The sequence below is a fragment of the Cellulomonas flavigena DSM 20109 genome (genome assembly GCF_000092865.1).
In the GTDB taxonomy this organism is placed as follows: domain Bacteria; phylum Actinomycetota; class Actinomycetes; order Actinomycetales; family Cellulomonadaceae; genus Cellulomonas; species Cellulomonas flavigena.
This window is the reverse complement of sequence record NC_014151.1, coordinates 4,018,838-4,041,090: the sequence shown is the minus strand read 5'-3', so window position 1 is coordinate 4,041,090 and position 22,253 is coordinate 4,018,838. Positions and strand designations below refer to the sequence as shown.

The following is a 22,253-nucleotide window of genomic DNA, read 5'->3' as shown; positions in this document are numbered from 1 at the left end:
CGTCGCAGGCGCGGTCAGGCGTTGACCGGCTGGACGCCGAGTTCGGTGAGCAGGGTGAGGATGCGGGTGCGGATCTCGTCGCGGATTGGGCGGACGGCCTCGACGCCCTGACCGGCGGGGTCCTCGAGCTTCCAGTCCTCGTACCGCTTGCCGGGGTAGAACGGGCACGCGTCGCCGCAGCCCATGGTGACCACGACGTCGGACGCCTGCACTGCCTCGGTGGTCAGGACCTTCGGCTTCTCGGCGCGGATGTCGATGCCCTCCTCGAGCATCGCCTCCACGGCGGCGGGGTTGATCTGGTCGGCGGGCATCGACCCGGCCGAGCGGACCTCCACGGCGCCGCCGGACAGGTGCCGCAGCCACCCGGTGGCCATCTGCGAGCGGCCGGCGTTGTGCACGCAGACGAACAGCACGCTGGGCTTGGTGGTCGCGCCGTCGGTCGTGGTGTCGGTGGCGGTGTCGGTCATCAGGGGTGCTCCTCGGGTCGGTCGGTGGTGGACGGCAGCAGGTCGGCGAGCAGGGCGCGCACGCGCGCGTCGATGTCGTCGCGGATGGCCGCGACGCCCTCGGGGGAGGCGAGGGCGGGGTCGCCGACGACCCAGTCCTCGTAGCGCTTGCCGGGCAGGATCGGGCAGGTGTCGCCGCAGCCCATGGTGATCACGACGTCCGCGGCGCGGACGGCGTCGTCAGTCAGCGGCTTGGGGAACACCGCCTCGGCGTCGGTGCCCAGCTCGGCGAGCAGGGGGCGGACGGTGGCATGCACCGCGGCGGCCGGGGCGGAGCCGGCGGAGCGGGCGATGACGGTGTCGCCGGCGTAGTGGTGCAGCAGGGCCGCGGCGAGCTGGGAGCGGCCGGCGTTGGCGACGCAGACGAACAGCACCTGCGGCACGTGCCCGGCCGGGGTGGCGGCGCGGGTGATGTCGGCCAGGCGCTGGGCGGCGAACCGCTGCGCCGTGGGTACCAGGTGTGCGGTGGTCCCCGCGCCGCGGGCCAGCGCGGCGTAGGACTCGCGCACGGTGCGCAGCACCAGGTCCGCGTCCAGGTCGGGGAACCTGGGCGCGAGGTCGTCCGCGACCCGGGTCAGGGTGGCGTCGACGTCGCCGAGGCCGGTCAGCGGGCGGGCGCGGTGGTGGGCGGCGTCCAGCGCCGCGGGGGCGAAGGAGTCCAGCAGGGCGGTGACCGCGCCGCGCACGTCGGGGGCGACTCGGTACCAGACCCAGGTGCCGCGCCGCTCGGAGGTCAGCACGCCGACGTCCTTGAGGACCTTGAGGTGGTGGGAGACGGTCGGCTGGGAGACGTCGGCGACGGTGGCGATGTCACACACGCACGCCTCACCGGTGGAGCTGGTGGTGATGAACGACAGCATCCGCAGCCGCAGCGGGTCGGCCAGCGCCTTGAGCATGGTCGCGACCTGGGCGGCGGCCTGCGCGCCCATGGCGTGCGCCTCCGGGGTGGGGGCGCAGTCGGAGCCGGCGGGTGCGGGCGGGCGTTCGGGGGACAGGGTGCTCACGGGCGGACCTCCTGCGGTGCCGGGGTGGCGTAGGGGTCGGTCGCGAACCACCGGCGTGCCGCCCACAGGGAGACGTAGACGAGGCCGACGAGGACGGGGACCTCGATGAGCGGTCCGACGACACCGGCCAGCGCCTGCCCGGAGGTGGCGCCGAAGGTGCCGATCGCGACCGCGATGGCGAGCTCGAAGTTGTTGCCGGCGGCGGTGAACGCGAGCGTGGTGGAGCGGGCGTACCCCAGGCGCAGCACCTTGCCGGTGGCCAAGCCGACGCCCCACATCACGGCGAAGTAGACCAGCAGCGGCAGGGCGATGCGGGCGACGTCGAGGGGGTTGCGGGTCACGGCGGCGCCCTGCAGGGCGAACAGCAGCACGATCGTGAACAGCAGCCCGTACAGCGCCCACGGCCCGATCCGCGGCACGAACCGCGACTCGTACCAGTCCCGGCCCCGGGTGCGCTCGCCGATCGCGCGCGAGGCGAACCCGGCGGCCAGCGGGACGCCGAGGAAGACCAGCACGTTGAGCGCGATCTGCCCGACCGAGACGTCCAGGCCCTGGGTGTCCAGGCCGAGCCAGCCCGGCAGGACGCTGAGGTAGAACCAGCCGAGCACGGAGAACGCGACGACCTGGAAGACGGAGTTGATCGCGACCAGGACGGCCGCGGCCTCCCGGTCCCCGCAGGCCAGGTCGTTCCAGATCACGACCATCGCGATGCACCGGGCCAGGCCCACGATGATCAGGCCGGTGCGGTACTCGGGCAGGTCGGGCAGGAAGACCCACGCCAGGGCGAACATCAGCGCCGGCCCGAGGATCCAGTTCAGGACCAGGGAGCTGACGAGCAGCCGCTTGTCGCCGGTGACCGCGCTGACGCGGTCGTAGCGGACCTTGGCCAGCACCGGGTACATCATCACCAGCAGCCCGAGCCCGATCGGCAGCGAGATCCCGCCGACCTCCAGGTGCGCGAGCGCGTCGGCCAGGGACGGCACGAACCGGCCGAGTGCGAGGCCGGCGAGCATCGCCGCCCCGATCCAGGCCGGCAGCCACCGGTCCAGGGTGGACAGGCGCCGGGTGGCGAGCTGCTGGGGTGCGGGCAAGGTCTGAGCCACGGGCGAGGTCCTTCGTCTGGGAGGGGTGTGCTCAGGTGAGCAGGTCGTCGATCTCGGCGGCGATGACCTGGCGCGGCTTGGCGCCGATCAGCGACTTCACCGGTGCCCCGTCGACGTAGAAGCTCAGCGTCGGGATGGACACCACGCCGGCGGCGGTGACGGTCTGCGGGTTGGCGTCGGCGTCGAGCTTGACGATCTTTACGCGCCCCGCGTAGTCCTCGGACAGCTGCTCGAGCACCGGGGCGACTTGGCGGCACGGGCCGCACCAGGTGGCCCAGAAGTCGACGATCACGGGGACCTCGGAGCGCAGGACCTCGGCCTCGAAGGTGGCGTCGGTGACGGTGGTGGTGGGCATCAGACCTCCTGCAGCTGGTGGGCGACGCCGGGGGCGACGGGGCCGGCGGTGCCGACGTCGCCGAGCCCGGTCAGGTAGTGCTGGGCGTCCAGGGCCGCGGCCGCGCCGGACCCGGCGGCGGTGATGGCCTGGCGGTAGGTGTGGTCGACGACGTCGCCGCAGGCGAACACCCCGGGCAGGTTGGTCAGGGTGGTGCGGCCCTGTACGCGCACGTACCCGTTCTCGTCGAGGTCGACCTGCCCGGTCAGCAGCTCGCTGCGTGGCACGTGCCCGATCGCGACGAACAGCCCGGTGGCGGGGTGCTCGCGGGTGGCGCCGGTGACGGTGTCGCGCAGCGTCAGAGCGGTGACCTTGTCCTCGCCGTGGATCTCGACGACCTCGCTGTTCCACGCGAACGCGATCTTCGGGTTCGCCGCGGCGCGGTCGGCCATGATCTTCGAGGCCCGCAGCGTGTCGCGGCGGTGCACGAGGGTCACCTTGGAGGCGAACCGGGTCAGGAACGTGGCCTCCTCGACCGCGGAGTCCCCGCCGCCGACGACCACGACCTCCTGGCCGCGGAAGAAGAACCCGTCGCAGGTGGCGCACCAGGACACCCCCCGTCCCGACAGGCGCTTCTCGTCGGCCAGCCCGAGCTCGCGGTACGCCGAGCCGGTGGCCAGCACGACCGCCCGCGCGGTGAACACCTCACCGCTGCCGGTGGTCACGCTCTTCACCGGTCCGGTCAGGTCCAGGGCGGTCACGTCGTCCAGGAGCACCTGCGCCCCGAACTTCTCGGCCTGCGCGCGCAACTTGTCCATCAGCTCCGGGCCCTGGATGCCGTCGGGGAAGCCGGGGAAGTTCTCCACCTCGGTGGTGTTCACCAGCGCACCGCCGGCGGTCACCGACCCCGCGACGATCAGCGGCGACAGGCCCGCCCGGGCGGCGTAGATCCCCGCGGTGTACCCGGCGGGGCCCGATCCGATGATCACGACTTCGCGTTGCATCGACATGTCTCGATATTGACAGATGTGAACACAACACGGAACCACGCAGAGGCGAACGTCCGGCGAACGGTGCTGTTCGTCTGTGCGCACAACGCCGGTCGCTCGCAGCTCGCCGCGGGCCTCGCCGCCGCCCGGGCGGGCGACACGGTCCGGGTGCTGTCGGCGGGCACGAATCCGGGCGAGAGGGTCGACGCAACGGTCCTCGCGTCGCTAGCCGAGCTCGGGATCGACCGCAGCGACCAGGTCCCGCAGCCCGTCACACCTGAGCTCATCGCCCAGGCCGACGTCGTGATCGCTCTCAAGCCGAACCTGGCCCTGCCTGCGCATCCCCACGTCGAGACCTGGCCGTTACCCGACCCCGAGGGTTGGGACCTCGAGGGCATCCGCTCGCTGCGCAATCACCTCGACCACAGGATCGAGGACCTGCTGACAGAGATCGTTCCCTGAGGTGCCGGAGCAATACCGACATTCGCACGAACGGCAGGAGCCGGTCGTACCTTGACCGGGCGGAGGCGGCCAGCCCTCAGCAGGCAAGGTACGACGCTCAGCGGCAGTCAATCTGTCGTGCATCTCGACAGTTGTCGAGATGCAAGTGTCGAGATGCAAGATACTTTGACTGAACGGCATCGATAGTCTGACTATACGGTTGTCCAAGTTGGCGGTGACGACTACGCCGCGGGATCGCGGAAACCGCTCGCTACGTCGACGGTCCGGGGTTCGCCGCCAGGAAGCGCTTCACGACGTCCGTCCTGATCGTCCAGTCCCAGCTCTGCTCCGCGACTCGGGCGGCCTCGTCGACGGTCCGGATCGCCCGCGCGACGATCGGGTCTGGCTGGCCGACCCCGTCGCGGCGAGCAACCTCATCGGTGGCCAGAACCTCGGCGATCGGCGCGGTTCGGTGGGCGTAGAGCCCAGAGCAGCTCGGGTAGAAGTGCTGTCGGCCGTCCGTGGAGTCCGCCGCCGTCGTTGCTGCGTGGACGATCACACACCACAGGAAGTCCCCCTGGCAGATGCTGTCGAGCAGTTCGTCGTGACTGGCCGGGGGCTCGTCGAAGTCGAACGGGACCGCATCGACGTCGTTGCACAGGGCTGGAATGCCCTGCACCGCTTCGCGTGCGAACCGCACGAGCGCACCCCTCGCCGGCTCACCCGTCTGACTGACGAGGAGGTTCGCCCTCGACGCCTCGGTGACGGCGTGCCGAAGCCATGTCGCGTACGAGTACGTCGTGCCGATGCTCTTGAGGACGAGCGGGCGCACGAACGCCCATCGCTCCGCGCGAACGGCAGCACCCAGAATGGTCAGAAGTCGCGCAGCGATCTCCCGCCAGAGCAGGGCAGCCTCCTTCGGGTGCGCCTGGCTCGGGTACGTCTCGTGGGCCATCATCAGCGCCCCCTTGTAGACCCGATACAAGGCCTTGATCACAACCTCGAACAGCTGGAGATCATCGTTCCCGAGCGCGACTCCAGCCACGGAGCACAGCCGATCCAGCCCTCGCTGGACGTCACGGGCACGATCCACGTCGGTCCAAGCGCTCGCGACCAACACCCGAGCGCTGTCCACCGCCCTTCGCACCGCAGCGGTCTGCTTGCGCTCGAGCGCATCGACCACGGCCGCCTCGAAGTCTTCAGGGCTCATCGCCACATCGATCACGACCGGCTGCTCCCCCGGCTCCCGACGGAACTGCTCCGCCAACCGTGCGATGACTTCCTGCGTCTCGGTCGCAGCCTCAGCGCGCGCTCGAGCTCGAAGGTTCAACAGGACAGCCGGCCAGTCGCGGTGCTCGATCCGGCGGCTCTGCGTGCCACCCCGAGTGAATGTGTCGCCGCGCCGGTAGACGACGCACTGCTTCCCGCTCGGAAGTGAGTACTCGCCGGTCTTCTTGCACACCACCGGGTACCCATCTTGGGTCGACCCGACGTACACGAGTGCGACGTCACGGTCGTCGATGCGGTGCACTGCCGCCCGGATCGTCACGCGACCGTCTACCTCGCTGGTCACGATGTCCGTCAAGGTCGCGGTGTCGAAGTGCGCCGGTTCGATAGCCGGCTGATCGTGCGCCGGCTGCCCTTTGCCGTTCACGCCGACCACGAGGTACCCGCCGTGAGGCAGCGACGACAGCGCCGCGACGTCCTTGACGAACTCGACGCGGTGCTTGCGGTCCGCACCCTTGGACAGGTCAAGTGTCGCCTTGTAGTCCAGCTCGTCGAGCTCGGTGGCCACGGCCAACAGCTCGTGCAGCTTCTCCTCGTCGACCGCTCCGTCGACCGCGAACGGCGGCATGAAGGGAGTCTGCCACTACGACCTACCGAGACGCGGCGTGCTGCGCCCACCGGGGGAAGGTGACGCCAGGAGGGGCACGCCGTTGGAGGTCACCCGACGATCTTGCCGCGGTCGTGTGCGTCGCACGGTCGACGCGGACGAGGCGCCGGTCAGAGTACGTCGCTCGACGACGGACAGGATGGCGAATGGCGGCTACGCCTCGGGGTCGACCTTCCGTCGTGGCGGAAACGCTGTACCCCTGGGCCAGGGGTCGGGCAGCGCGAAGAGGTCGGCTGGTGACAGGCCCGCGCCCCGGACGAGCCTGTTGGTGCTGAGGTCCATGGTGTCGCCCGGGAAGGCCATCCCGATCGGTAGCGGGTGTGCCGGGTTGGGGTGGCGCCACAGCGTGGTCTCGGCTCGAGGTACTGACCACGGTTGGAGCTGGCTGACAGTGAGTACTGCGGAGACGTGCCGGTTGTCCCAGCCCGGTGGTGCGCCGAAGTAGCCGTTCGGCCGGCGTGCGGCCCGCGAGACGATCTCGCCGTCGGCGGTGCGTCCCCACTCGTACACGACGTCGCCATAGAGCGCCGCGGTGGTCTGGTCGAGGTCCGTGTCGAAGATGTAGAGCCCGACCACCACGACGAACGGCGCCTCCAGCTCCCCGTACGCGCGGTGCTTCTTCGCGATCGCCGCCCGGATGGCAGGCGCGTCGTCGACGAACGCAGCGGGCATGTGGCTGTAGACGCCGATCGCTCGATCACCCGGCGTCGTTCCACGAGCATGCGGTGCTTTGGGGATGGCACGGAAGGCGGCCGTCCAGTCCTCGTGCGTCCAGTGGAAGGCTGGCGCGTTGGCGAAGTCGTAGCTCGCTTCGGGATCGAGCGAGCGCAACCACGCGCGAAGTTCAGTACGGAGTCGTGCTCCGGGCGGTGGCGCTGCTCCCACCGTCAACTCGTCGAGGTCGAGCATGAAGTTCGGGTCGCCGACTTTGTTCACGGTGTCGAGGAAGTCGTTGCGTCGCGCGCTGGCTCGTCGGTTGGCGTCCGACGGGCCTGGAGCGATCGCCTCGATGTACACGGCGGCGCCGTCCCGGCGAGCAACGAAGTCGGGTCGCCGGGTACCGCCGGGTACCTCGGGGTGGATGCTCACCGCGTAGCCCGCGGCGTCGAGGCTCTCATGCACGTAGAGCTCGAGGAACGCGCTCTGGAACTGATGGTCGTCTGCGGACCGCAGCCGGGCGCGCAGGTCCAGGGCCTGCTGCACGAGTAGGTGACACCCACCTGTGGCGCCGCAGGCGCCGCTGGAAGGATGTGCACCGTGCCCAGGCCCTATCCGAAGGAGTTCCGCGACGACGTCGTGGCCGTGGCTCGCCGCGGGGATGCTCCGATCAAGCAGGTCGCAGCCGACTTCGGGATCGCCGAGTCATGCCTGCGCAACTGGCTGCGTGACGCCGACGTCGAAGACGGCAACCGGCCCGGCGTGAGCCGGACCGAGTCGGCCGAGCTGCGTGAGGCGCACCGGCGAATCCGGCTGCTGGAGCAGGAGAACGAGGTGCTGCGTCGAGCGGCGGCGTACTTGTCGCAGGCGCATCTGCCGGGAAAAGGCTCTACCCGCTCGTGAGCGAGCTCGCCGCCGACGGGGTGCCCGTCGCGGTGACGTGCCGGGTCCTCAAGCTCGCCAGACAGCCCTACTACCGGTGGCTCGCCACGCCCGTCACGCAGCGCGAGCTCGACGAGGCGCACCTGGCGAACGTCCTGTTCGACGCCCACCGGGACGATCCGGAGTTCGGTTACCGGCTGCTGGCCGACGAGGCCGCTCGCGCCGGGCATCGGGCGTGTGACCGGCGGGTGTGGCGGATCTGCTCGGGCAACGGCTGGTGGTCGGCGTTCGGCAAGAAGCGCACGAAGGGCGGCAAGAAGGCCGGGCCGCCGGCCCACGACGACCTCGTCCTGCGCCGGTTCCGCGCCGATGCGCCGAACCGGTTGTGGTTGTGGGACATCACCGAGCACCCCACGGCCGAGGGCAGGGTCTACCTCTGCGCGATCAAGGACGTGTTCTCCAACCGGATCGTCGGGTACTCGATCAACGACCGGATGACGTCCCAGATCGCCGTGAACGCGCTGGTCAGCGCTGCGCAGAGACGCCAGGACGTCGCCGGGTGCGTGGTGCATTCGGACAGGGGCAGCCAGTTTCGAAGCCGGAAGGTGGCCCGCGTCCTGGCTCGTCACGGCCTGGTCGGGTCGATGGGCCAGGTCGCCTCCGCCGGCGACAACGCCGCCATGGAGAGCTTCTTCTCCCTGCTCCAGAACAACGTCCTCAACCGCCGCCGCTGGACCACCCGCGACGAGCTCCGCCTGGCGATCATCACCTGGATCGAAAGGACCTACCACCGCCGCCGACGCCAGCACCGACTCGGACGGCTGACACCGATCGAGTTCGAGACCATCATGACCACTCAGGTCGCACTCGCCGCCTGAGACCAGCTGTCACCAACTCGTGCACCAGCCCCGGGTAGCTTGCCAGTGCCGCGCGACGGACGTCACTCTGTCGTGCGTCTCGACAGCAGAGGCGCAGCCTGGGACTCACGGCGGCAGGGGACGTGCCGAAGGCGGCCTCGTGCGGCGACGCGCACACGTACTCCCACCGAGCGTCTGGCAGACCGATGGTTGACCGCACGTGATGACTCGCACCAGCCGCCTGGTGACGGTTGTCGAGATACCGCGTCGCGCCCGCACCAAGCGCCATCGGGTGGTAACCCACACGTCGCTCCGCGCGAGATGTGAAGCCGATGCAGAGGAGGCAGTCAAAGCTGCGGCTGCGGGTCCTTTGACGTCGCCGCCGACACGGCATCGAGGCGCTCGAGAACGTCCGTGTCGAGCTCGAGCGTCGCAGACGCGACCAGGGGCGGCACCTGCTCGGGGAGGCGCGCACTCGCAATGGGCGCACCCACGGCCGGACGTGTCCGTAGCCACGCGAGCGCGACGACCGCCGGGGACACGCCGTGGGCGAGCGCGAGCTCATCGAGCGTCGACAGGAGAGCGGTCGAGCCGGGTCTGTCGAGGTACACCCTCGCGGCGTCCGCCCGCGGTGAGGGATCGGCCGTGCCAGGCCGGTGCTTACCGGTGAGGAACCCACCGGCGAGCCCAGCGTACGGAAGCTCGACGACGCCGCGTTCCACGAGGGTCGGCAGCAGGGTGCTCTCGATGTCCCGCTCGACAAGGTTCCAGTGGTCCTGGGAGACCGTGAACGGCGTCAGGCCCTCCCGGCGCGCCAGCTCGACGGCCCCGGCGAACCGCTCGGCCGAGAAGTTGGAGGCGCCGACCTCGCGGACCTTGCCCGCCCGGACGAGGGCGTCGAGCGCCGCCACGTACTCCTCTTGCGGCACGCTGGGATCGTCGTCGTGCGCGTAGTAGAGATCGATCCGGTCGGTGCGGAGGCGCCGCAGCGAGTCGTCAACCGCGGCCGCGATGTTGCCCGCGCGGAGCCCGCGCCGCCCGGGATGGTTGCAGACCTTCGTGTGCAGCTCGATATCATCGCGATTCGCTCGAGCTACCAGCCACTCGCCGATGATCGACTCGGACTCGCCTCCGCGGTGACCGGCAACCCACACCGAGTACGAGTCAGCGGTGTCGATCGACCGCCCCCCGGACTCGACGAAGGCGTCGAGGACGGCGAAGCTCGTCGCCTGGTCGGCGGTCCAGCCGAAGACGTTCCCGCCCAGGACCACCGGCCCAAGCTCCAGATGCGTCATATCAGCGACTACCCCGTTCGGATGATGGATTCACGGCGCGACCCGGCGGTCGCGACGGCACAGCCCAGCAGTCGATCGCGGACGGCTGCGTCAGATCGGGACGCGGTGCCGCGCCACGTGGTTGGACAGCTGGCGCCAGGTCTCGTGGTCGGCCGCGATCAGGAGCCCGTCGCCCGTGTGCACGTCGCCGCCAGACAGGTCGCCGATCACGCAGCCGGCAGCTCGGCACAGTGCGATCCCCGCCGCGAAGTGGACGGAGTGCCGGAGGTCCCCGTCCGAGACGTAGGCGGCCCGCTGACCGGCGGCGACCCAGCCGAGGACCAACGTCGACGCGCTCACCCGGGGACTCATCCACGACCGGACGCGCACGTCGGAGACCAAGCGAGGTCCGATGTCGTCCGCCGCGCCGTCCGCGTTCACCTCGACGATCCTGGACGCCGCGGACGGTCGCACGTGGACGGTGCGGCCCTCACGCCGCTCGTAGGCGTCGGCCCCGTCGGTCCAGAGGACGCGCCGCGCGAGCGGCTCCGCCAGGGCGGCGACGCGGACGTCCTCACCCTCCCGCAGGGCGACGTTGACGCTGAACGGGCCTGTCATGGAGGCGAAGTTGCGTGTCCCGCAGAGCGGGTCGACGAGCCACGTCCTCCAGCCGTCCCCATCGTGTGGCTCGAGCTCCTCGCCGAGCACCCCGTCCCCGGGGCGGTGCTCGCGGAGCACCTCGCGGATGGCTTCCTCCGCGCGGAGATCGACCTCGGTCGCGAAGTCGTCCCCGTGCTTCGGGACGCGCCGTGCGTCACGACCGAAAGCCCGCTCCACGACCAGCGATCCCGCTATGGCCGCGCGGAGCGCCACCTCGGCGTCGGTGATGTCGGTCTGCATGCCGCGACGCTAACGGTCCATGCCCGGGGGCTCTGAGCGGATTTCATCCCTTGGCGACTATGCTGACCGCCGCCTGACCGCCGAGGAGTGAGTGCTGCGCGGTTCGAGACACGACGCCGGTGCAGCTCTATCGCTCCAACGGCACCCTGCTGGAGACGTTCAAGCCGCGCGTCGTCATTTCGCGCAACAACACGCTCGTCATCACTTCCATCCCAGGAGGAGGATGCTGAAGCATGACCACACGCGTCCGGCTCATGAACGAGTACACGATCGACTGGCCCCTCTGGGTCGATGGTCCAGCGGGCGAGGGGGACCTACCTGTGTCGGAACGACTTGCGGGTGATCTCAAGGCTTGGGCGCGAACGTTCAACAATCACTACGACTTCCAGCACGGATGGGACGACTCGAGACTGATCGAGCCGTACACCCGAGAAGGTCAGCGTCTCCAGCACGCCTTGCAGGTCGAGCTCGGACCTGGCTACGACGTCGCTCTGGACCTATGGGAAGTTCCTGGCGCTGGACAGTCCCGAGTCTAGGATCAACACCGAGCGCGAAGCGCCGAGAGCCAAGATGTTCTCTCGGCGTTTCGTCGTTGTCGGCGCCGGTGTGCGCTTCGGTGCGCGCGACAACTGTCGGCCGGTTGCGAGCAAGGGCCGAATCCCGGCCTGCCGGATGCGCAATCGTTGGCTAAGGCTATGAGGAGTTGGCCGAAACTCCAGCCGCTAACGCATCGGTGATGGGTCCTCTTCGGCGGTGGATCCCACGTTCCCGGACCATCAGCCCTGACCCGTCGCGAACGAGGTTCGCCGCTACCCGCTACCGCCCGTCCACGTCCTCATCGTTGCTGAGTTCCGTCGGGCACGCGGATCACTGCGCGACCGGGACCGTCAGCAGCGAGCCACCGTGCGCCGGCCGTTCGTACTTTGACCGACTCTGCGATGAGCGCTCCGCGGATCAAGGTAGCCCGCTCGTCAGCGGTCAACGTGCGCCGCATCTCGACAGTGACGCACGTGAATGACTGCTAGAGCGCCGCCGGTAGTCTGGCTACTTCCGCTCAGGTACGACCCGCGCCCTGCTCGTCCGAGCGCTCAGAGGTCCTCGAGCCAGCGGTGCTGCGGGGACACGTCCTCGAGGTACTCCCGCAGTCGACGTCGCTGCACGAGATCTAGCAGCGGGAGCGTGACGGCGGCGTCGATCCGGTCCTTTTCCCGAGCCAGCCGCGACTTCATCATCAGGGCGATCTCCGGCTGGAGGTAGCGCAGCCCGTCGGGGGCCACCCACGTCACATCGTCCAGGGGTGCCGTGTGGACCGGTCGACGCTTGTTGGTCCACCTGCCGTCGGTGTCGGGCGTGAACGGCACATCGAGGATCCACGGCGCGCGGGAGTGCTCCCGGATCCACAGCGAGCTGTCCGGCCGCACGTCCCGGAACCGGTCGTCGAAGGGCCGCAGCCTGCTGCGGTCCATGTTCCAGGGGGTGTAGCGGTCACCGAGGAACAGCCGGAACGACTCGGCATCGCTGGACAGGATCGAGACATCCATGTCCTGGTGCTCCCGAGCAACCCCGGTGAACGCCTCGATGGACCAGCCCCCGATGATCCACCACGGCCGGTCGAAGCCGTCCATGAACTCGGCGATCGAGCTCGGGTCGAGCGGCTCCCACGCGCCATACCAGCGGGCGAACTCCTGTGGCGGAAGTGGGCGTGGGGGCGGGGCGTCGGGACCGTCACTCATGACGGGCGACCCTAGCCCGACGAGCCACCCGGCGAGCCGGACCGGTCGCGCACCTGGCTCGAAGGTCGTCAGCCGATTTCTCCCCGGACGATGTCGACGAGCTCTCTTAGCGTCTCGATCCGGTACCGCGCCCCCGAGAAGTCACCGTCACGTGTGAAGTGGTTGTCCACGACTGCGCAATCGATGCCGGCCGCCACCGCGGACGCCAGCCCGCGGGCCGAGTCCTCCACGACCAGGGTGTCCGGTCGTTCGGCGCCGAAGCGCCGCAGGCCGGCAAGGTACGGCTCCGGGTCGGGCTTGGCGCGCTGGTAGTCCTCACGGACGAGGACGAAGTCCATGAACGCGCGGATCTGCCGCCTCTCGTGGATGAGGTCGAAGTCCGCGCGCTTGGAAGTCGTCACGATGGCCAGACGCGCATGCCGCGACAGCTCGGCGAGCACGTCGACGACGCCGTCGATCTCGATGGGCTGCGTGCGCAGGTACTCCTGGTAGTAGCCGTCGCGCGCGACGCGGAGTCGGTCGATGGTCGGCTCGTCGACACCCGCCGCCCGGGCCTGAGCCCACGTCCCCAGCCCTCGGGTCATGTCGCTCAGGTACTGCGCCTTGTCCAGCACCACCCCGACGTCGGCCAGAGCACGCTCGCCCGCCGTCCAGTACCAGTGCTCGGTGTCGACGAGGACGCCGTCGTGGTCGAAGAGGACGTAGCTCTTCACGGCGAGCGCATGAGCATCACCGGGACGGCGAGTCCTGTGTCGTCGCCGAGGTCCTGGGTCAGCGGGATCCAGTCGAGGCCGACCATCCTTGGGCAGTCGCACGCGAGGTCGTGATCGGTGCCGAGCACCGGCTCGCTCGCGGGGTCGACGTCCACCCGGAAGACAGTCGTCCACCCTGAGGGGCACGGGAAATCGAACGCGGTACGGACCGACGTGCAGGTCAGGTCGGTCTCCTCGAGGACCCCGCCCCCCGGCAGCGTCCAGTACTCCGGGCCGTCGTGTCGCCCCTGCGGCCCTCGCCCACGTTCCCGGACCATCAGCACCGACCCGTCGCGGACGATGATCGCCGCCACCCGCTTCCGCCCGTCCACGTCCTCATCGTCGCCGAGAGTGTCCGCCGGGGCCACGTGGATACCTGCCGGACCGGGATCGTCAGCAGCGAGCGACCGCGCGGCGGCCCTTCGTACTTTGACTGACCTCTGCGCTGTGAGCTCCGCGGTTCAAGGTAGCCCGCACGGCAGCGGTCAATGTGCGCCGCATCTCGACAGGCTCGAGTGTCGAGATGCAAGATTCTTGTCGAGATGCAAGATACTTTGAGAATCGGGCTTCGATACTTTAAGTACGGACGCGTCGGCTCCAAGCCACCAGCTATCGGGACGCGGGACCGGCTGAGTGCTCCTCTACGTGCGACCTCGTGCGGTAGGGCGCTGAGAGCGCCGGTCGGTGCGGGCATGGTGGCGGTCGAGCCTGCGACTGTCACGTCGACCGGCGCGGCCGCCACGTTCCCCTGGGGCAGACCTCGGCGAGCTGAGCGGCCCCTGAAGTGGCGCGCGACGCTCAACCTCGACGGCGACGACGTCTAGTCCGGGCCCCGCCAGGCGGACCCGCTCAGCCCGTGCGAAGTCGTCCTTCACCCGATAGCGGCGGCCGGTGGTGCGACGGGCCGGAGTCAGCCCTTCCAGTCGGCCTGATGGTGCTCCAGACGGGGTGGGCGCCGAAACGCGGGGGACGTCGAGTGGCAGGTCGGGAATCGCGATCAAGGCTTCCTTCACGGTGCTCCTGCCCAAGGCTGGACACGGACGAATCCTCGCAGCCCCAGTGCGCGCACGCGGCTCTCGAAGAACTCGGCGGCTCGTGCGTTGTTCGTGACGAACTCGAACGGCGTGGTGCCGTTGTCGATCCCCGCCCGCTCCGCCAGCGTCAACCTCGCCCCAGTCATACGCGCACCCTCCCGATGGGCACCGCGTCGCACCAAGCACTTGAATCCGCCGACCCACGATTGCGTGGGTGCTGTGCAGTTGGACGCCTCGACGGCGTCCCTGGCGATCTCCCCGTGGTCGACGGCTTGCACGGTCGCCAACGCGTCAGTACGTCGCCGGGTAGTACCGCGGGGTCTCGTGCGGGACCACCGCCCCGTACCAGCGGTCGGACGGGATGCTGCCCGCGAGGTCGTCGGCCTCGACGTCGCCGAAGACGTCGAAGCCGATCAGACCCACCCGGAAGAGGACGTCCTCCGCCAGCCGGTCTGCGAGCGATGCCAGCCAGGCGTCGAGGGGGCCGCGCCACGTCAGCGAACCGCGCACGTCCCCGAACGGGTACCCGCCGACCCGGCTGTCGGCGCGGCTGAGCGCGCCCAGCGGGAGGTACAGGACGACCCAGTCGTCCCCGCCGGTGTCGTCGCGGTGAGCGAACGCGCCGCAGACCACGCGATGCCCCCCGGGAAGGGTCACGATGCCCCGGGTGTGACCCTGATCGAGAGATGGAGGCGGTGGCTCCTCGACGAGCGCCGACTCAGCCGCAGACGGGCTCACCACTGCGGCGAGGCGCCAGAGCATCCCAGCCGCGTGCTCGAGGCGTGCGTCGTCCGGCGTCCCCAGCTGGACGGCGAGCTCGTAGCTTCCGCCGGCCCAGTTCCCGGCGTCATCGAGGCGCGCGGGGTCCTTCGCCATCCACACCCTCCGCCTCGTCACGGCTGCAACCTAGGGCAGCGGGCGCTCGTGCCGAGCATCAAATCCGCGCGCGTCACGCCCACGTCGACGCCATACTGACCCCTCGGCCCGGGCGGGCCGAAGGTCATCGGTTACCTGGTTCCGCGGGTCGAGGGTTCGAGTCCCTCCGGCGTCTCGACGTCGTAGCTCAGTGGAAGAGCAGCGGACTGCGCACCGTCCCGTGAGGGGCGGTCGCTCTCCGGCGGCCACCCCACGCCCGCCCGGGCCCCTGCGCGCGGTCCGCCGAGGCGCCGAGGGGCCGACGCGGAAAAGGCCTGGGACCAGCGCTGTGTAGACCCCTACAGTCCTCGACGACAACAGCACACGGGAAGACTCGGGTGGGCCGGAGACTGTCGGTTACCACTCTTGATGGCCAGGTCGCGGGTTCGAGTCCCGCCGTCACCTCGGTGACGTAGCTCAGATGGGAGAGCAGGACTCCGGCGTCATCACACGCCCACCCGAGCCTCCCTGGAGCACACCTGCTCCACCACGTCGGAGCGGTGGCGGGCCGGAGCGCATCGGTTCTCCTCTCGCAAAGGACGCCCTCGGAGGAGGGCAGCCCGGTCCGCCGGGTCCACCCGGTGCGCACCCCACGCCCGCCACCGCCCCGACGACCACACGAGAGGAACGACCGATGGACGTGCTGCGCACGCTCGGACTGCGGCGCACGCCGCAGCGCGAGCGCGCCGACACCCGCCAGGAGCTGAACGCCGCGGGTGGCTACGCGTTCGTGCTCGACGACGTCGCCCGGCTGCGGCGCTTCCTGACCCTCGGCGTGGACGGCGGTACGTACTACGCCGCGCCGCGCGAGCTGGCACGGGAGAACGCCGAGGTCGTCGGGCGGATGGCCCACGAGGACCCCGAGACGCTGGTCAGCACCATCGTCGACGTGTCCGTGCGTGGCGCCGCGCCGCGCCAGAACCCCGCGCTGTTCGCCCTGGCGTACGCCGCGTCGGTGCCGGAGTCGGCACAGCTCGCGCTCGCGGCGCTGCCGGCCGTCGCCCGGACGGGGACGCACCTGTTCCTGTTCGCCGGCTACGTCGAGCAGTTCCGCGGCTGGGGTCGGGGTCTGCGGCGCGCCGTCGGTGGCTGGTACACGTCCAAGGACGTCGACGCCGTCGCGTACCAGGCGGTCAAGTACCGGCAGCGTGAGGGCTGGTCGCACCGTGACCTGCTGCGTCTGTCCCACCCGACGACGGCCTCGCCGGAGCTGCGGGCGACGTTCGACTGGATCGTCCGCGGCTCGGTCGGGGACGCGACGCCGGCGCTCGTCGAGGGCTTCGTGGCGGCGCAGACCGCCACGGACACCGCGACGTGGGTCGACCTCGTCCGCCGGCACCGGCTGTCGTGGGAGATGCTCCCCGACGCGGCGCTGGGTGAGGTGGCGGTCTGGGACGCGCTGCTCGACGTGGGCGTGCCGCAGACGGCGCTCATGCGTCAGTTGCCCCGGCTCACGCGGCTCGGCATGCTCCCCGACCTCGGGGGCCGGACCGACGAGGTCGTCGCGCAGCTGGTCGACCCCGGCCGGCTGCGGTCGGCGCGCGTCCACCCGGTCAACGTGCTCGTGGCGCAGCGGACGTACGCCTCCGGGCGGTCGGCCCGCGGCGCCGGCGAGTGGTTGCCGAGCCGGAAGGTGACCGACGCCCTCGACGCCGCGTTCTACGTGGCGTTCGGGGCGGTCGAGCCGTCCGGGAAGCGCACGCTGCTCGCGGTCGACGTCTCCGGATCGATGACGGCGCCCATCTCGGGCATGCCGATCACCGCCCGCGAGGCGTCGGCGGCGCTGGCCCTGGTGCAGCTCGCGACGGAGCCGTCGGCGTCCGCCGTCGGGTTCACGACGCGGCGCGGCGTGGGTTGGCACGACAGCGCGCTGCGGCCGCTCGCGATCTCGCCGCGGCAGCGGCTCGACGACGCCCTGCGCGTGGTCGACGCGATGCCGATGTCCGGGACCGACTGCGCGCTGCCGATGGTGTGGGCGACCGAGCATGGCACCGAGGTCGACACGTTCGTGGTCTACACGGACAACGAGACCTGGGCCGGCAAGGTGCACCCGCACCAGGCGCTCGCGGAGTACCGGCGGCGGTCGGGGATCGACGCTCGGCTCGTGGTGGTCGGCATGACGGCGACGGGCTTCTCGATCGCCGACCCGTCGGACGCGGGGATGCTCGACGTCGTCGGGTTCGACGGCGCTGTGCCCTCGCTCGTCACGGAGTTCGCGCGTGGCCTCTAGGTCCCCGCACGGGTCCGACGCGCCGGCCGGGGGCGGCACCGACCACGGTGTCGTCCCCCGGTCGGCGTCGGCACGGCCGGCGTCTGCAGGATCGGCGCCCGCACGGTCCGCGCCCGTGCCGTCGGACACACCCCTGCGGACGCCCCGTCGGGGCACCTCGGACCCGCGGGCCGCCCGCGCGCGTGAGCTTCACCGCAAGGCTGCCGAGGCGGACGCGGTGGCCGCGCGCTACCGCCTCGAGCGCGACCGCCTGATCCACCAGCTCCGCGCCGAGGACCCCGCGCGATGGAGCTACTCCGCGATCGCGGAGGCGCTGGGCTGCAGCCGGGAGCTGGTCGCCCTCGTCACGCGCCGGTCTCGCTGACGGGCGTCCTCGGCACACCCCGAGGCCACGCTCGCGTGCCGTGCGGTGTGGCTTCGGGTGCCTCACTGCACGATGGCGGCAGCAGGTACGACGAGCCCTACCGCCGGCGGTTGCTGCCCCCACGCCCCCGCCATCCGCCGTTCACCGGCGACGCGCCTCCGACCCCGCCCAGGTGCAGCGCGAGGCAGAACAGTCCGGCGAACATCAGCGTCTGCGGGGCGAAGGCGTCCCCGAGGTTGGCCTCGACGAGGTCGAGGAGCAGGGCGAGGCCGAAGATCACGGCGGCGACGATCGCGAGCATGGGCACTCCAGGGGGAGGGGTCCGGCGAACCTGCCGGACGTGCGGACAATTCGGGTGTATCGAGCGCACCCGGATCATGGCGCACGGTCACGACGCCCGCGAGCGGAGCGAACCCCGAGATGGCTGCCGTCCGCCTCGGTGGCGGTACCGCACCGCTCCTTACGTGTGAGAACCGGTGTCCGGTCGTCGCCAGGCGGCGAGGTCAGCCGCACGTGAGGTCTTCGCGCCGTGGGAGCGCGACCGCTTCGCACGGGCGTGGGGGAGGTGAGCGATGCGGCCACAGGCGGGCAGAGGGCGTCCCTCCGCGAGCACGAGAGCCCGCACGAGGCGGTCGACGTCCAGGTCACCCCCCGCGCCGTGCCGTACGAGACCGGCTTCGACGAGATGGTCGGTGATCTCAGCCTCCGTCTCGAGACGCGTCGCCGCGGCACTGAGCGATTTCTCGCGAGCGATGCGCACGAGGAACGACTGCGCCTCGGGGTCGACCGAACGGAAGCGGGCCAGCAGCGCCTCGCGGACGGAGAGGTCGTGGTGGTCGAGCCACCGGAGGGCGCGGGACGGGTCGGCGAGAGCGGCGACGGCGGCGTCGAGCGGGCGGGAGGTCCCGACCAGCTTGCGGAGGGTGACGTCGATCGCGAGCGGCATGTCTGCGCACAGCTCGGCGACCTGCGCGACCAGCGGGCCGTCCTGCCGGACGTCGAACGCCCTGGCCACGATCGCGGCGGCCCCGGCGCGCGTGAACCTGCCGAGCGGGACGTCGACGGCGCCGGGGAGGCCGCTCATGCGGCGCGTCGAGACGACCAGCGTCGTGCTCGTCGTCGACTCGCCCACGAAGGGCCGGACCTGGTGCTCGTCGCCGGCGTTCACGAGGAGGACGACCAGGCGACGTTCCGCCAGGATCGACCGGTACAGCTCCGCCTGCTTCTCGAGGTCGAGCGGCTGCTCGGCGAGCGAGATCCCGAGGGCGACCAAGAAGTGCTCCATCACGCACTTCGTGCCGAGCGACGCGCCGGTGACGTGCCCGAGGTCCGCGTAGAGCTGCCCGTCCGGTGCCTCGCGGGCGAGGCGGTGCGCCAGGTCCAGCGCGAAGGCTCGTCGACCCGTGCCGGGAGGGCCGCTCACCACGACGGTGGAGGTGCCCGGTGCGATGCGGTGCTCGAGGTGGGGTCGGCAACCGATGAGCAGCCCTTGCCGCGACGGGAGCTGCGCGGGCCGCGGCGTCGAGGCCTCCGGCTGGCGGCGCTCGCGCACGATCTCCCCGCCGGTGAGCATGGCCAGCTGCAGCCAGCGGTTGCGCCACGCCTCGCGGTCACCGCCGCAGGCCGCGACGAAGGCCAGGGTGACCTGCAGGCTGGGGAGCCTCTGGCCGCTCGCAGCGCTCGACAGGACGGACGCGGAGAACAGCGCGTACCGCGCCAGCTCACGGTAGGTCGGACTGCCTGCGTCGCTGCGGAGCCGGCGGAGGTCCTCCGCGAAAGCCGCCACCGCCGTGTTGGCCGAGGCGATGGGATTCTCTGGCCTTGCCATGATCGGTGCCCCCCGAGGACGTCGTCGTCTCGCACTGGGGGACGGCGCCACTCACCCCCCCCGGCCCGCACAGGCTACGGCTGTCGGTCAGCCGCGCGCCTTCTCCGCCGCGACCACGTCCAGCTCCCTGTCCTCGCCCGGGACGGGCGGTTCGCGGTCGACCTTCGAGCCCGCGATCCGCAGCGAGAGGAACACCGCGACGATGCTCAGGGCACCGGCGACGTACCACGCGGGCGTGTACGCGCCGTACTGGTCCCGCGTCATCCCGGCGGCCGTCGCCGCGATGGCCGCGCCGATCTGGTGGCAGGCGAACACCCAGCCGAAGACGATGGGCGCGCTCATGCCGAAGTGGATCCGGCACAGGGCGACCGTCGGCGGCACGGTGGCGATGAAGTCCATGCCGTAGAAGAAGACGAACACGAGCATCAGCCCCGTGATCTCGTCGTGGAACACCGACGGGAGAACCAGCAGCGACAGACCCCGGAGCGCGTAGTAGACGGCGAGCAGCTTGCGTGAGTCGAACCGGTCCGTCAGCCAGCCGGACAGGATGGTCCCGACCAGGTCGAAGATGCCGATCAGGGCGAGCAGGCCCGCCGCCGTCACGTTGGGCATCCCGTGGTCGTGGGCCGCCGGGATGAAGTGGGTGGCGACCAGGCCGTTGGTGGTCGCACCGCAGATGGCGAACCCGGCCGCGAGGAACCAGAAGGCCTTCGACCGCGAGGCCTTGACGAGCCCCTCGACGGCCAGTCGTGCCGCGTTCTTCGACTGCGGCTCCGGCTCGACGACCTCGTCGCCGCCGTACGGCGGGATGCCGAAGTCCGCCGGGTGCTCGCGGAAGAGGAGCAGGATCATCGGCACCGTGGCCAGGGCGACCGCGGCGATGACCACGGAGGCCGTCCGCCAACCCGCGGGCGATTCGGCGAGCGAGGCGACGAGCGGCAGGAAAACCAGCGAACCGGTGGCGCCGCCGGCGGACAGCACCCCGGTGACCAGCCCCTGGCGCCGGACGAACCACCGCGTCCCGATGGTCGCGACGAAACCCAGCGAGATCGAGCCGGCGCCCAGCCCGACGAGCACGCCCCACAGCATGACGAGCTGCCACGAGGTGGTCATGAAGACGGTCAGGCCGCTGCCGAGGGCGATCAGCGTCATCGCCGACGCGGTCACGGCCCGTACGCCGAACCGTTCCATCAGCGCCGCGGCGAACGGCGCCGTGACGCCGTACAGGGCCAGGTTCACCGACATGGCGAACCCGATGGTCCCCGTCGACCACCCGAACTCGTCCTGCAGCGGCTGGACGAGCGCACCAGGCGTGGCGCGGAAACCGGCCGCCCCGACGAGTGCGACGAAGGCGATCATCCACGGCAGGAGCTGTCGGTTCCGAGTCACCTGGCCAGCGTGGCCAACGTGAGGCCCGGGGCGTAAGTGGTGAGTCGGCCATCCTCTGCAAGAATCCGGCCACGCGTGCGATCATCGAGGCATGCCCCGGCAGCACCAGGTCGCCGTTCTCGCGCTCGACGACGTGGTCGCCTTCGACCTCGGGATGCCCGCCCAGGTGTTCCACGCGGCGACCGACGCGCAGAACCAGCGCTTCTACCGTGTGCAGACCTGCACGCTCGGCGGCAGGCCGGTGCGGACCGCGGCGGGGTTCACGGTCACTCCCGAGCACGGGCTGGAGGCGCTCGCCACGGCGGACACCGTGCTGGTGGCCGGCGTGTACTACGGCGCCGAGGTGATGACGAGCGGAGCGATCGACCAGGAGATCGTCGACGCCCTGCGCTCGGCTCACGCTCGCGGGGCCCGGATCATGTCCATCTGCACGGGTGCCTTCGTCCTCGCGGCTGCCGGCCTGCTCGACGGGATGCGCGCCACGACCCACTGGGCCCACGCCGAGACGTTCCGGAGCCTGTTCCCCGCGGTGGAGCTGGATCCCGACGTGCTCTTCGTGCACGACGAGCCGATCTCCACGTCCGCCGGCGTGGGTGCCGGGATCGACCTGTGTCTCCAGGTCGTGAGGGACGACCACGGCAGCGAGGTCGCCAACCTCGCGGCTCGGCGCTGCGTGGTGCCGGCCTGGCGGGCGGGAGGTCAGGCGCAGTACATCGTGCGTCCCGTCCCGAGGGAGACGGACTCGTCGACCTCGGCAGCCCGTACCTGGGCGCTCGAGCACCTCGACGAGCCGCTCGACCTGCCGCAGCTCGCCGCGCGGGCACGGATGAGCACGCGCACGTTCACGCGGCGGTTCCGCGACGAGACGGGACTGAGCCCCAGCAGGTGGGTGGCGCAGCAGCGCCTGGAGCGGGCGCGACACCTGCTGGAGGCGACCGACCTGCCGATCGACCAGGTCGCGGAGCAGTCGGGGTTCGGCACCGGCGCGACCCTGCGGGTGCAGATGTCCGCCGCCCTCGGGATCGCCCCGAGCGCCTACCGCGGGACCTTCCGCGGCAAGGAGTCGGTAGGCTGAGCGCGGCCCTGCGCCCGCGCGAGCACCGCGGGACCGCCGCCGCGACGCCCCTGCTCGCGGCGGCGTCCGGGATCGCGGCGGCGGCCCGTCGT

Annotated in this window: 22 protein-coding genes; 5 read left to right on the top strand and 17 right to left on the bottom strand. The window is 70.9% G+C overall.

From position 1 onward, the window contains the following. Positions 1-14: 14 nt before the first annotated feature. From CFLA_RS18380 to trxB, 5 genes are read right to left on the bottom strand one after another with little or no spacing between them, the layout of a single operon-like run. Positions 15-467: an arsenate reductase ArsC gene (locus CFLA_RS18380; protein ID WP_013118853.1), complete on the bottom strand. Its 453-nt coding sequence runs from the start codon at positions 465-467 to the stop codon at positions 15-17. Beyond that, positions 467-1,510: a metalloregulator ArsR/SmtB family transcription factor gene (locus tag CFLA_RS18375; protein WP_013118852.1), complete on the bottom strand. Its 1,044-nt coding sequence runs from the start codon at positions 1,508-1,510 to the stop codon at positions 467-469. The genes CFLA_RS18380 and CFLA_RS18375 overlap by 1 nt, the downstream gene beginning before the upstream one ends. After that, entirely contained in the window at positions 1,507-2,613 is a 1,107-nt protein-coding gene (gene arsB / locus CFLA_RS18370) for an ACR3 family arsenite efflux transporter (RefSeq protein ID WP_013118851.1), read from the bottom strand. The genes CFLA_RS18375 and arsB overlap by 4 nt, the downstream gene beginning before the upstream one ends. Before the next feature lie 31 nt (positions 2,614-2,644). Next, complete coding sequence (gene trxA / locus CFLA_RS18365; protein ID WP_013118850.1) at positions 2,645-2,968, bottom strand: thioredoxin; 324 nt, start codon at positions 2,966-2,968, stop codon at positions 2,645-2,647. Then, positions 2,968-3,957 (bottom strand): thioredoxin-disulfide reductase, encoded by a 990-nt coding sequence (gene trxB / locus CFLA_RS18360; RefSeq protein ID WP_043599318.1) that lies wholly within the window; start codon positions 3,955-3,957, stop codon positions 2,968-2,970. Before trxB ends, trxA begins: the two co-directional genes overlap by 1 nt. 18 nt (positions 3,958-3,975) lie before the next feature. Between trxB and CFLA_RS18355 the strand changes: the two genes are divergently transcribed. Then, positions 3,976-4,398 carry an arsenate-mycothiol transferase ArsC gene (locus CFLA_RS18355; protein ID WP_013118848.1) on the top strand — a complete coding sequence of 141 codons (423 nt, stop codon included), beginning with the start codon at positions 3,976-3,978 and terminating at the stop codon, positions 4,396-4,398. Between the two features lie 250 nt (positions 4,399-4,648). Here CFLA_RS18355 and CFLA_RS18350 read toward each other — a convergent pair whose 3' ends face one another. Together CFLA_RS18350 and CFLA_RS18345 are read right to left on the bottom strand one after the other, a co-directional pair. Further along, positions 4,649-6,232 carry an AlbA family DNA-binding domain-containing protein gene (locus tag CFLA_RS18350; RefSeq protein WP_013118847.1) on the bottom strand — a complete coding sequence of 528 codons (1,584 nt, stop codon included), beginning with the start codon at positions 6,230-6,232 and terminating at the stop codon, positions 4,649-4,651. A 192-nt stretch (positions 6,233-6,424) separates the two neighbouring features. Next, positions 6,425-7,474 (bottom strand): hypothetical protein, encoded by a 1,050-nt coding sequence (locus tag CFLA_RS18345; protein ID WP_013118846.1) that lies wholly within the window; start codon positions 7,472-7,474, stop codon positions 6,425-6,427. A 54-nt stretch (positions 7,475-7,528) separates the two neighbouring features. Here CFLA_RS18345 and CFLA_RS18335 point away from each other — a divergent pair. Beyond that, positions 7,529-8,688, top strand: a protein-coding gene (locus tag CFLA_RS18335; RefSeq protein ID WP_085955057.1) for an IS3 family transposase whose coding sequence is annotated in 2 segments (ribosomal slippage) — positions 7,529-7,807 and positions 7,810-8,688 — 1,158 coding nt in all. Because the reading frame shifts where the segments join, the coding sequence is not laid out codon by codon here. A 326-nt stretch (positions 8,689-9,014) separates the two neighbouring features. Here CFLA_RS18335 and CFLA_RS18330 read toward each other — a convergent pair. From CFLA_RS18330 to CFLA_RS20230, 7 genes are all read right to left on the bottom strand, one after another. Continuing rightward, positions 9,015-9,962, bottom strand: a complete 948-nt coding sequence (locus CFLA_RS18330; RefSeq protein ID WP_013118843.1) for an aldo/keto reductase — start codon at positions 9,960-9,962, stop codon at positions 9,015-9,017. A gap of 90 nt (positions 9,963-10,052) precedes the next feature. Continuing rightward, positions 10,053-10,841 carry an inositol monophosphatase family protein gene (locus CFLA_RS18325; RefSeq protein WP_013118842.1) on the bottom strand — a complete coding sequence of 263 codons (789 nt, stop codon included), beginning with the start codon at positions 10,839-10,841 and terminating at the stop codon, positions 10,053-10,055. A gap of 1,088 nt (positions 10,842-11,929) precedes the next feature. Continuing rightward, positions 11,930-12,574 carry a nucleotidyltransferase domain-containing protein gene (locus tag CFLA_RS18320; RefSeq protein WP_013118840.1) on the bottom strand — a complete coding sequence of 215 codons (645 nt, stop codon included), beginning with the start codon at positions 12,572-12,574 and terminating at the stop codon, positions 11,930-11,932. A gap of 68 nt (positions 12,575-12,642) precedes the next feature. Further along, positions 12,643-13,287 (bottom strand): HAD family hydrolase, encoded by a 645-nt coding sequence (locus CFLA_RS18315; protein WP_013118839.1) that lies wholly within the window; start codon positions 13,285-13,287, stop codon positions 12,643-12,645. Beyond that, positions 13,284-13,658 (bottom strand): NUDIX hydrolase, encoded by a 375-nt coding sequence (locus CFLA_RS18310; protein WP_043601434.1) that lies wholly within the window; start codon positions 13,656-13,658, stop codon positions 13,284-13,286. The genes CFLA_RS18315 and CFLA_RS18310 overlap by 4 nt, the downstream gene beginning before the upstream one ends. Before the next feature lie 677 nt (positions 13,659-14,335). After that, a complete protein-coding gene (locus CFLA_RS20625) occupies positions 14,336-14,506 on the bottom strand; it encodes a hypothetical protein (RefSeq protein WP_013118837.1) in 171 nt (56 codons plus the stop codon). 145 nt (positions 14,507-14,651) lie between these two features. After that, a complete protein-coding gene (locus CFLA_RS20230) occupies positions 14,652-15,257 on the bottom strand; it encodes a hypothetical protein (RefSeq protein ID WP_148234424.1) in 606 nt (201 codons plus the stop codon). Positions 15,258-15,909: 652 nt separating this feature from the next. On the opposite strand from CFLA_RS20230, the gene CFLA_RS18300 reads away from it, so the two are divergent. Beyond that, complete coding sequence (locus tag CFLA_RS18300; RefSeq protein ID WP_013118835.1) at positions 15,910-17,505, top strand: TROVE domain-containing protein; 1,596 nt, start codon at positions 15,910-15,912, stop codon at positions 17,503-17,505. Between the two features lie 115 nt (positions 17,506-17,620). Continuing rightward, positions 17,621-17,869 carry a hypothetical protein gene (locus CFLA_RS18295; protein ID WP_222836768.1) on the top strand — a complete coding sequence of 83 codons (249 nt, stop codon included), beginning with the start codon at positions 17,621-17,623 and terminating at the stop codon, positions 17,867-17,869. Positions 17,870-17,966: 97 nt separating this feature from the next. On the opposite strand, the gene CFLA_RS18290 is transcribed toward CFLA_RS18295, so the two are convergent. The 3 genes from CFLA_RS18290 to CFLA_RS18280 form a co-directional block, all read right to left on the bottom strand. After that, positions 17,967-18,170, bottom strand: coding sequence for a hypothetical protein (locus CFLA_RS18290; RefSeq protein WP_013118833.1), 204 nt, complete (start codon positions 18,168-18,170; stop codon positions 17,967-17,969). 159 nt (positions 18,171-18,329) lie between these two features. Further along, positions 18,330-19,697 (bottom strand): hypothetical protein, encoded by a 1,368-nt coding sequence (locus CFLA_RS18285; protein WP_013118832.1) that lies wholly within the window; start codon positions 19,695-19,697, stop codon positions 18,330-18,332. Between the two features lie 87 nt (positions 19,698-19,784). Then, complete coding sequence (locus CFLA_RS18280) at positions 19,785-21,086, bottom strand: MFS transporter (RefSeq protein ID WP_013118831.1); 1,302 nt, start codon at positions 21,084-21,086, stop codon at positions 19,785-19,787. Positions 21,087-21,177: 91 nt separating this feature from the next. Between CFLA_RS18280 and CFLA_RS18275 the strand changes: the two genes are divergently transcribed. After that, positions 21,178-22,161: a GlxA family transcriptional regulator gene (locus tag CFLA_RS18275; RefSeq protein ID WP_013118830.1), complete on the top strand. Its 984-nt coding sequence runs from the start codon at positions 21,178-21,180 to the stop codon at positions 22,159-22,161. Positions 22,162-22,253 lie beyond the last annotated feature (92 nt).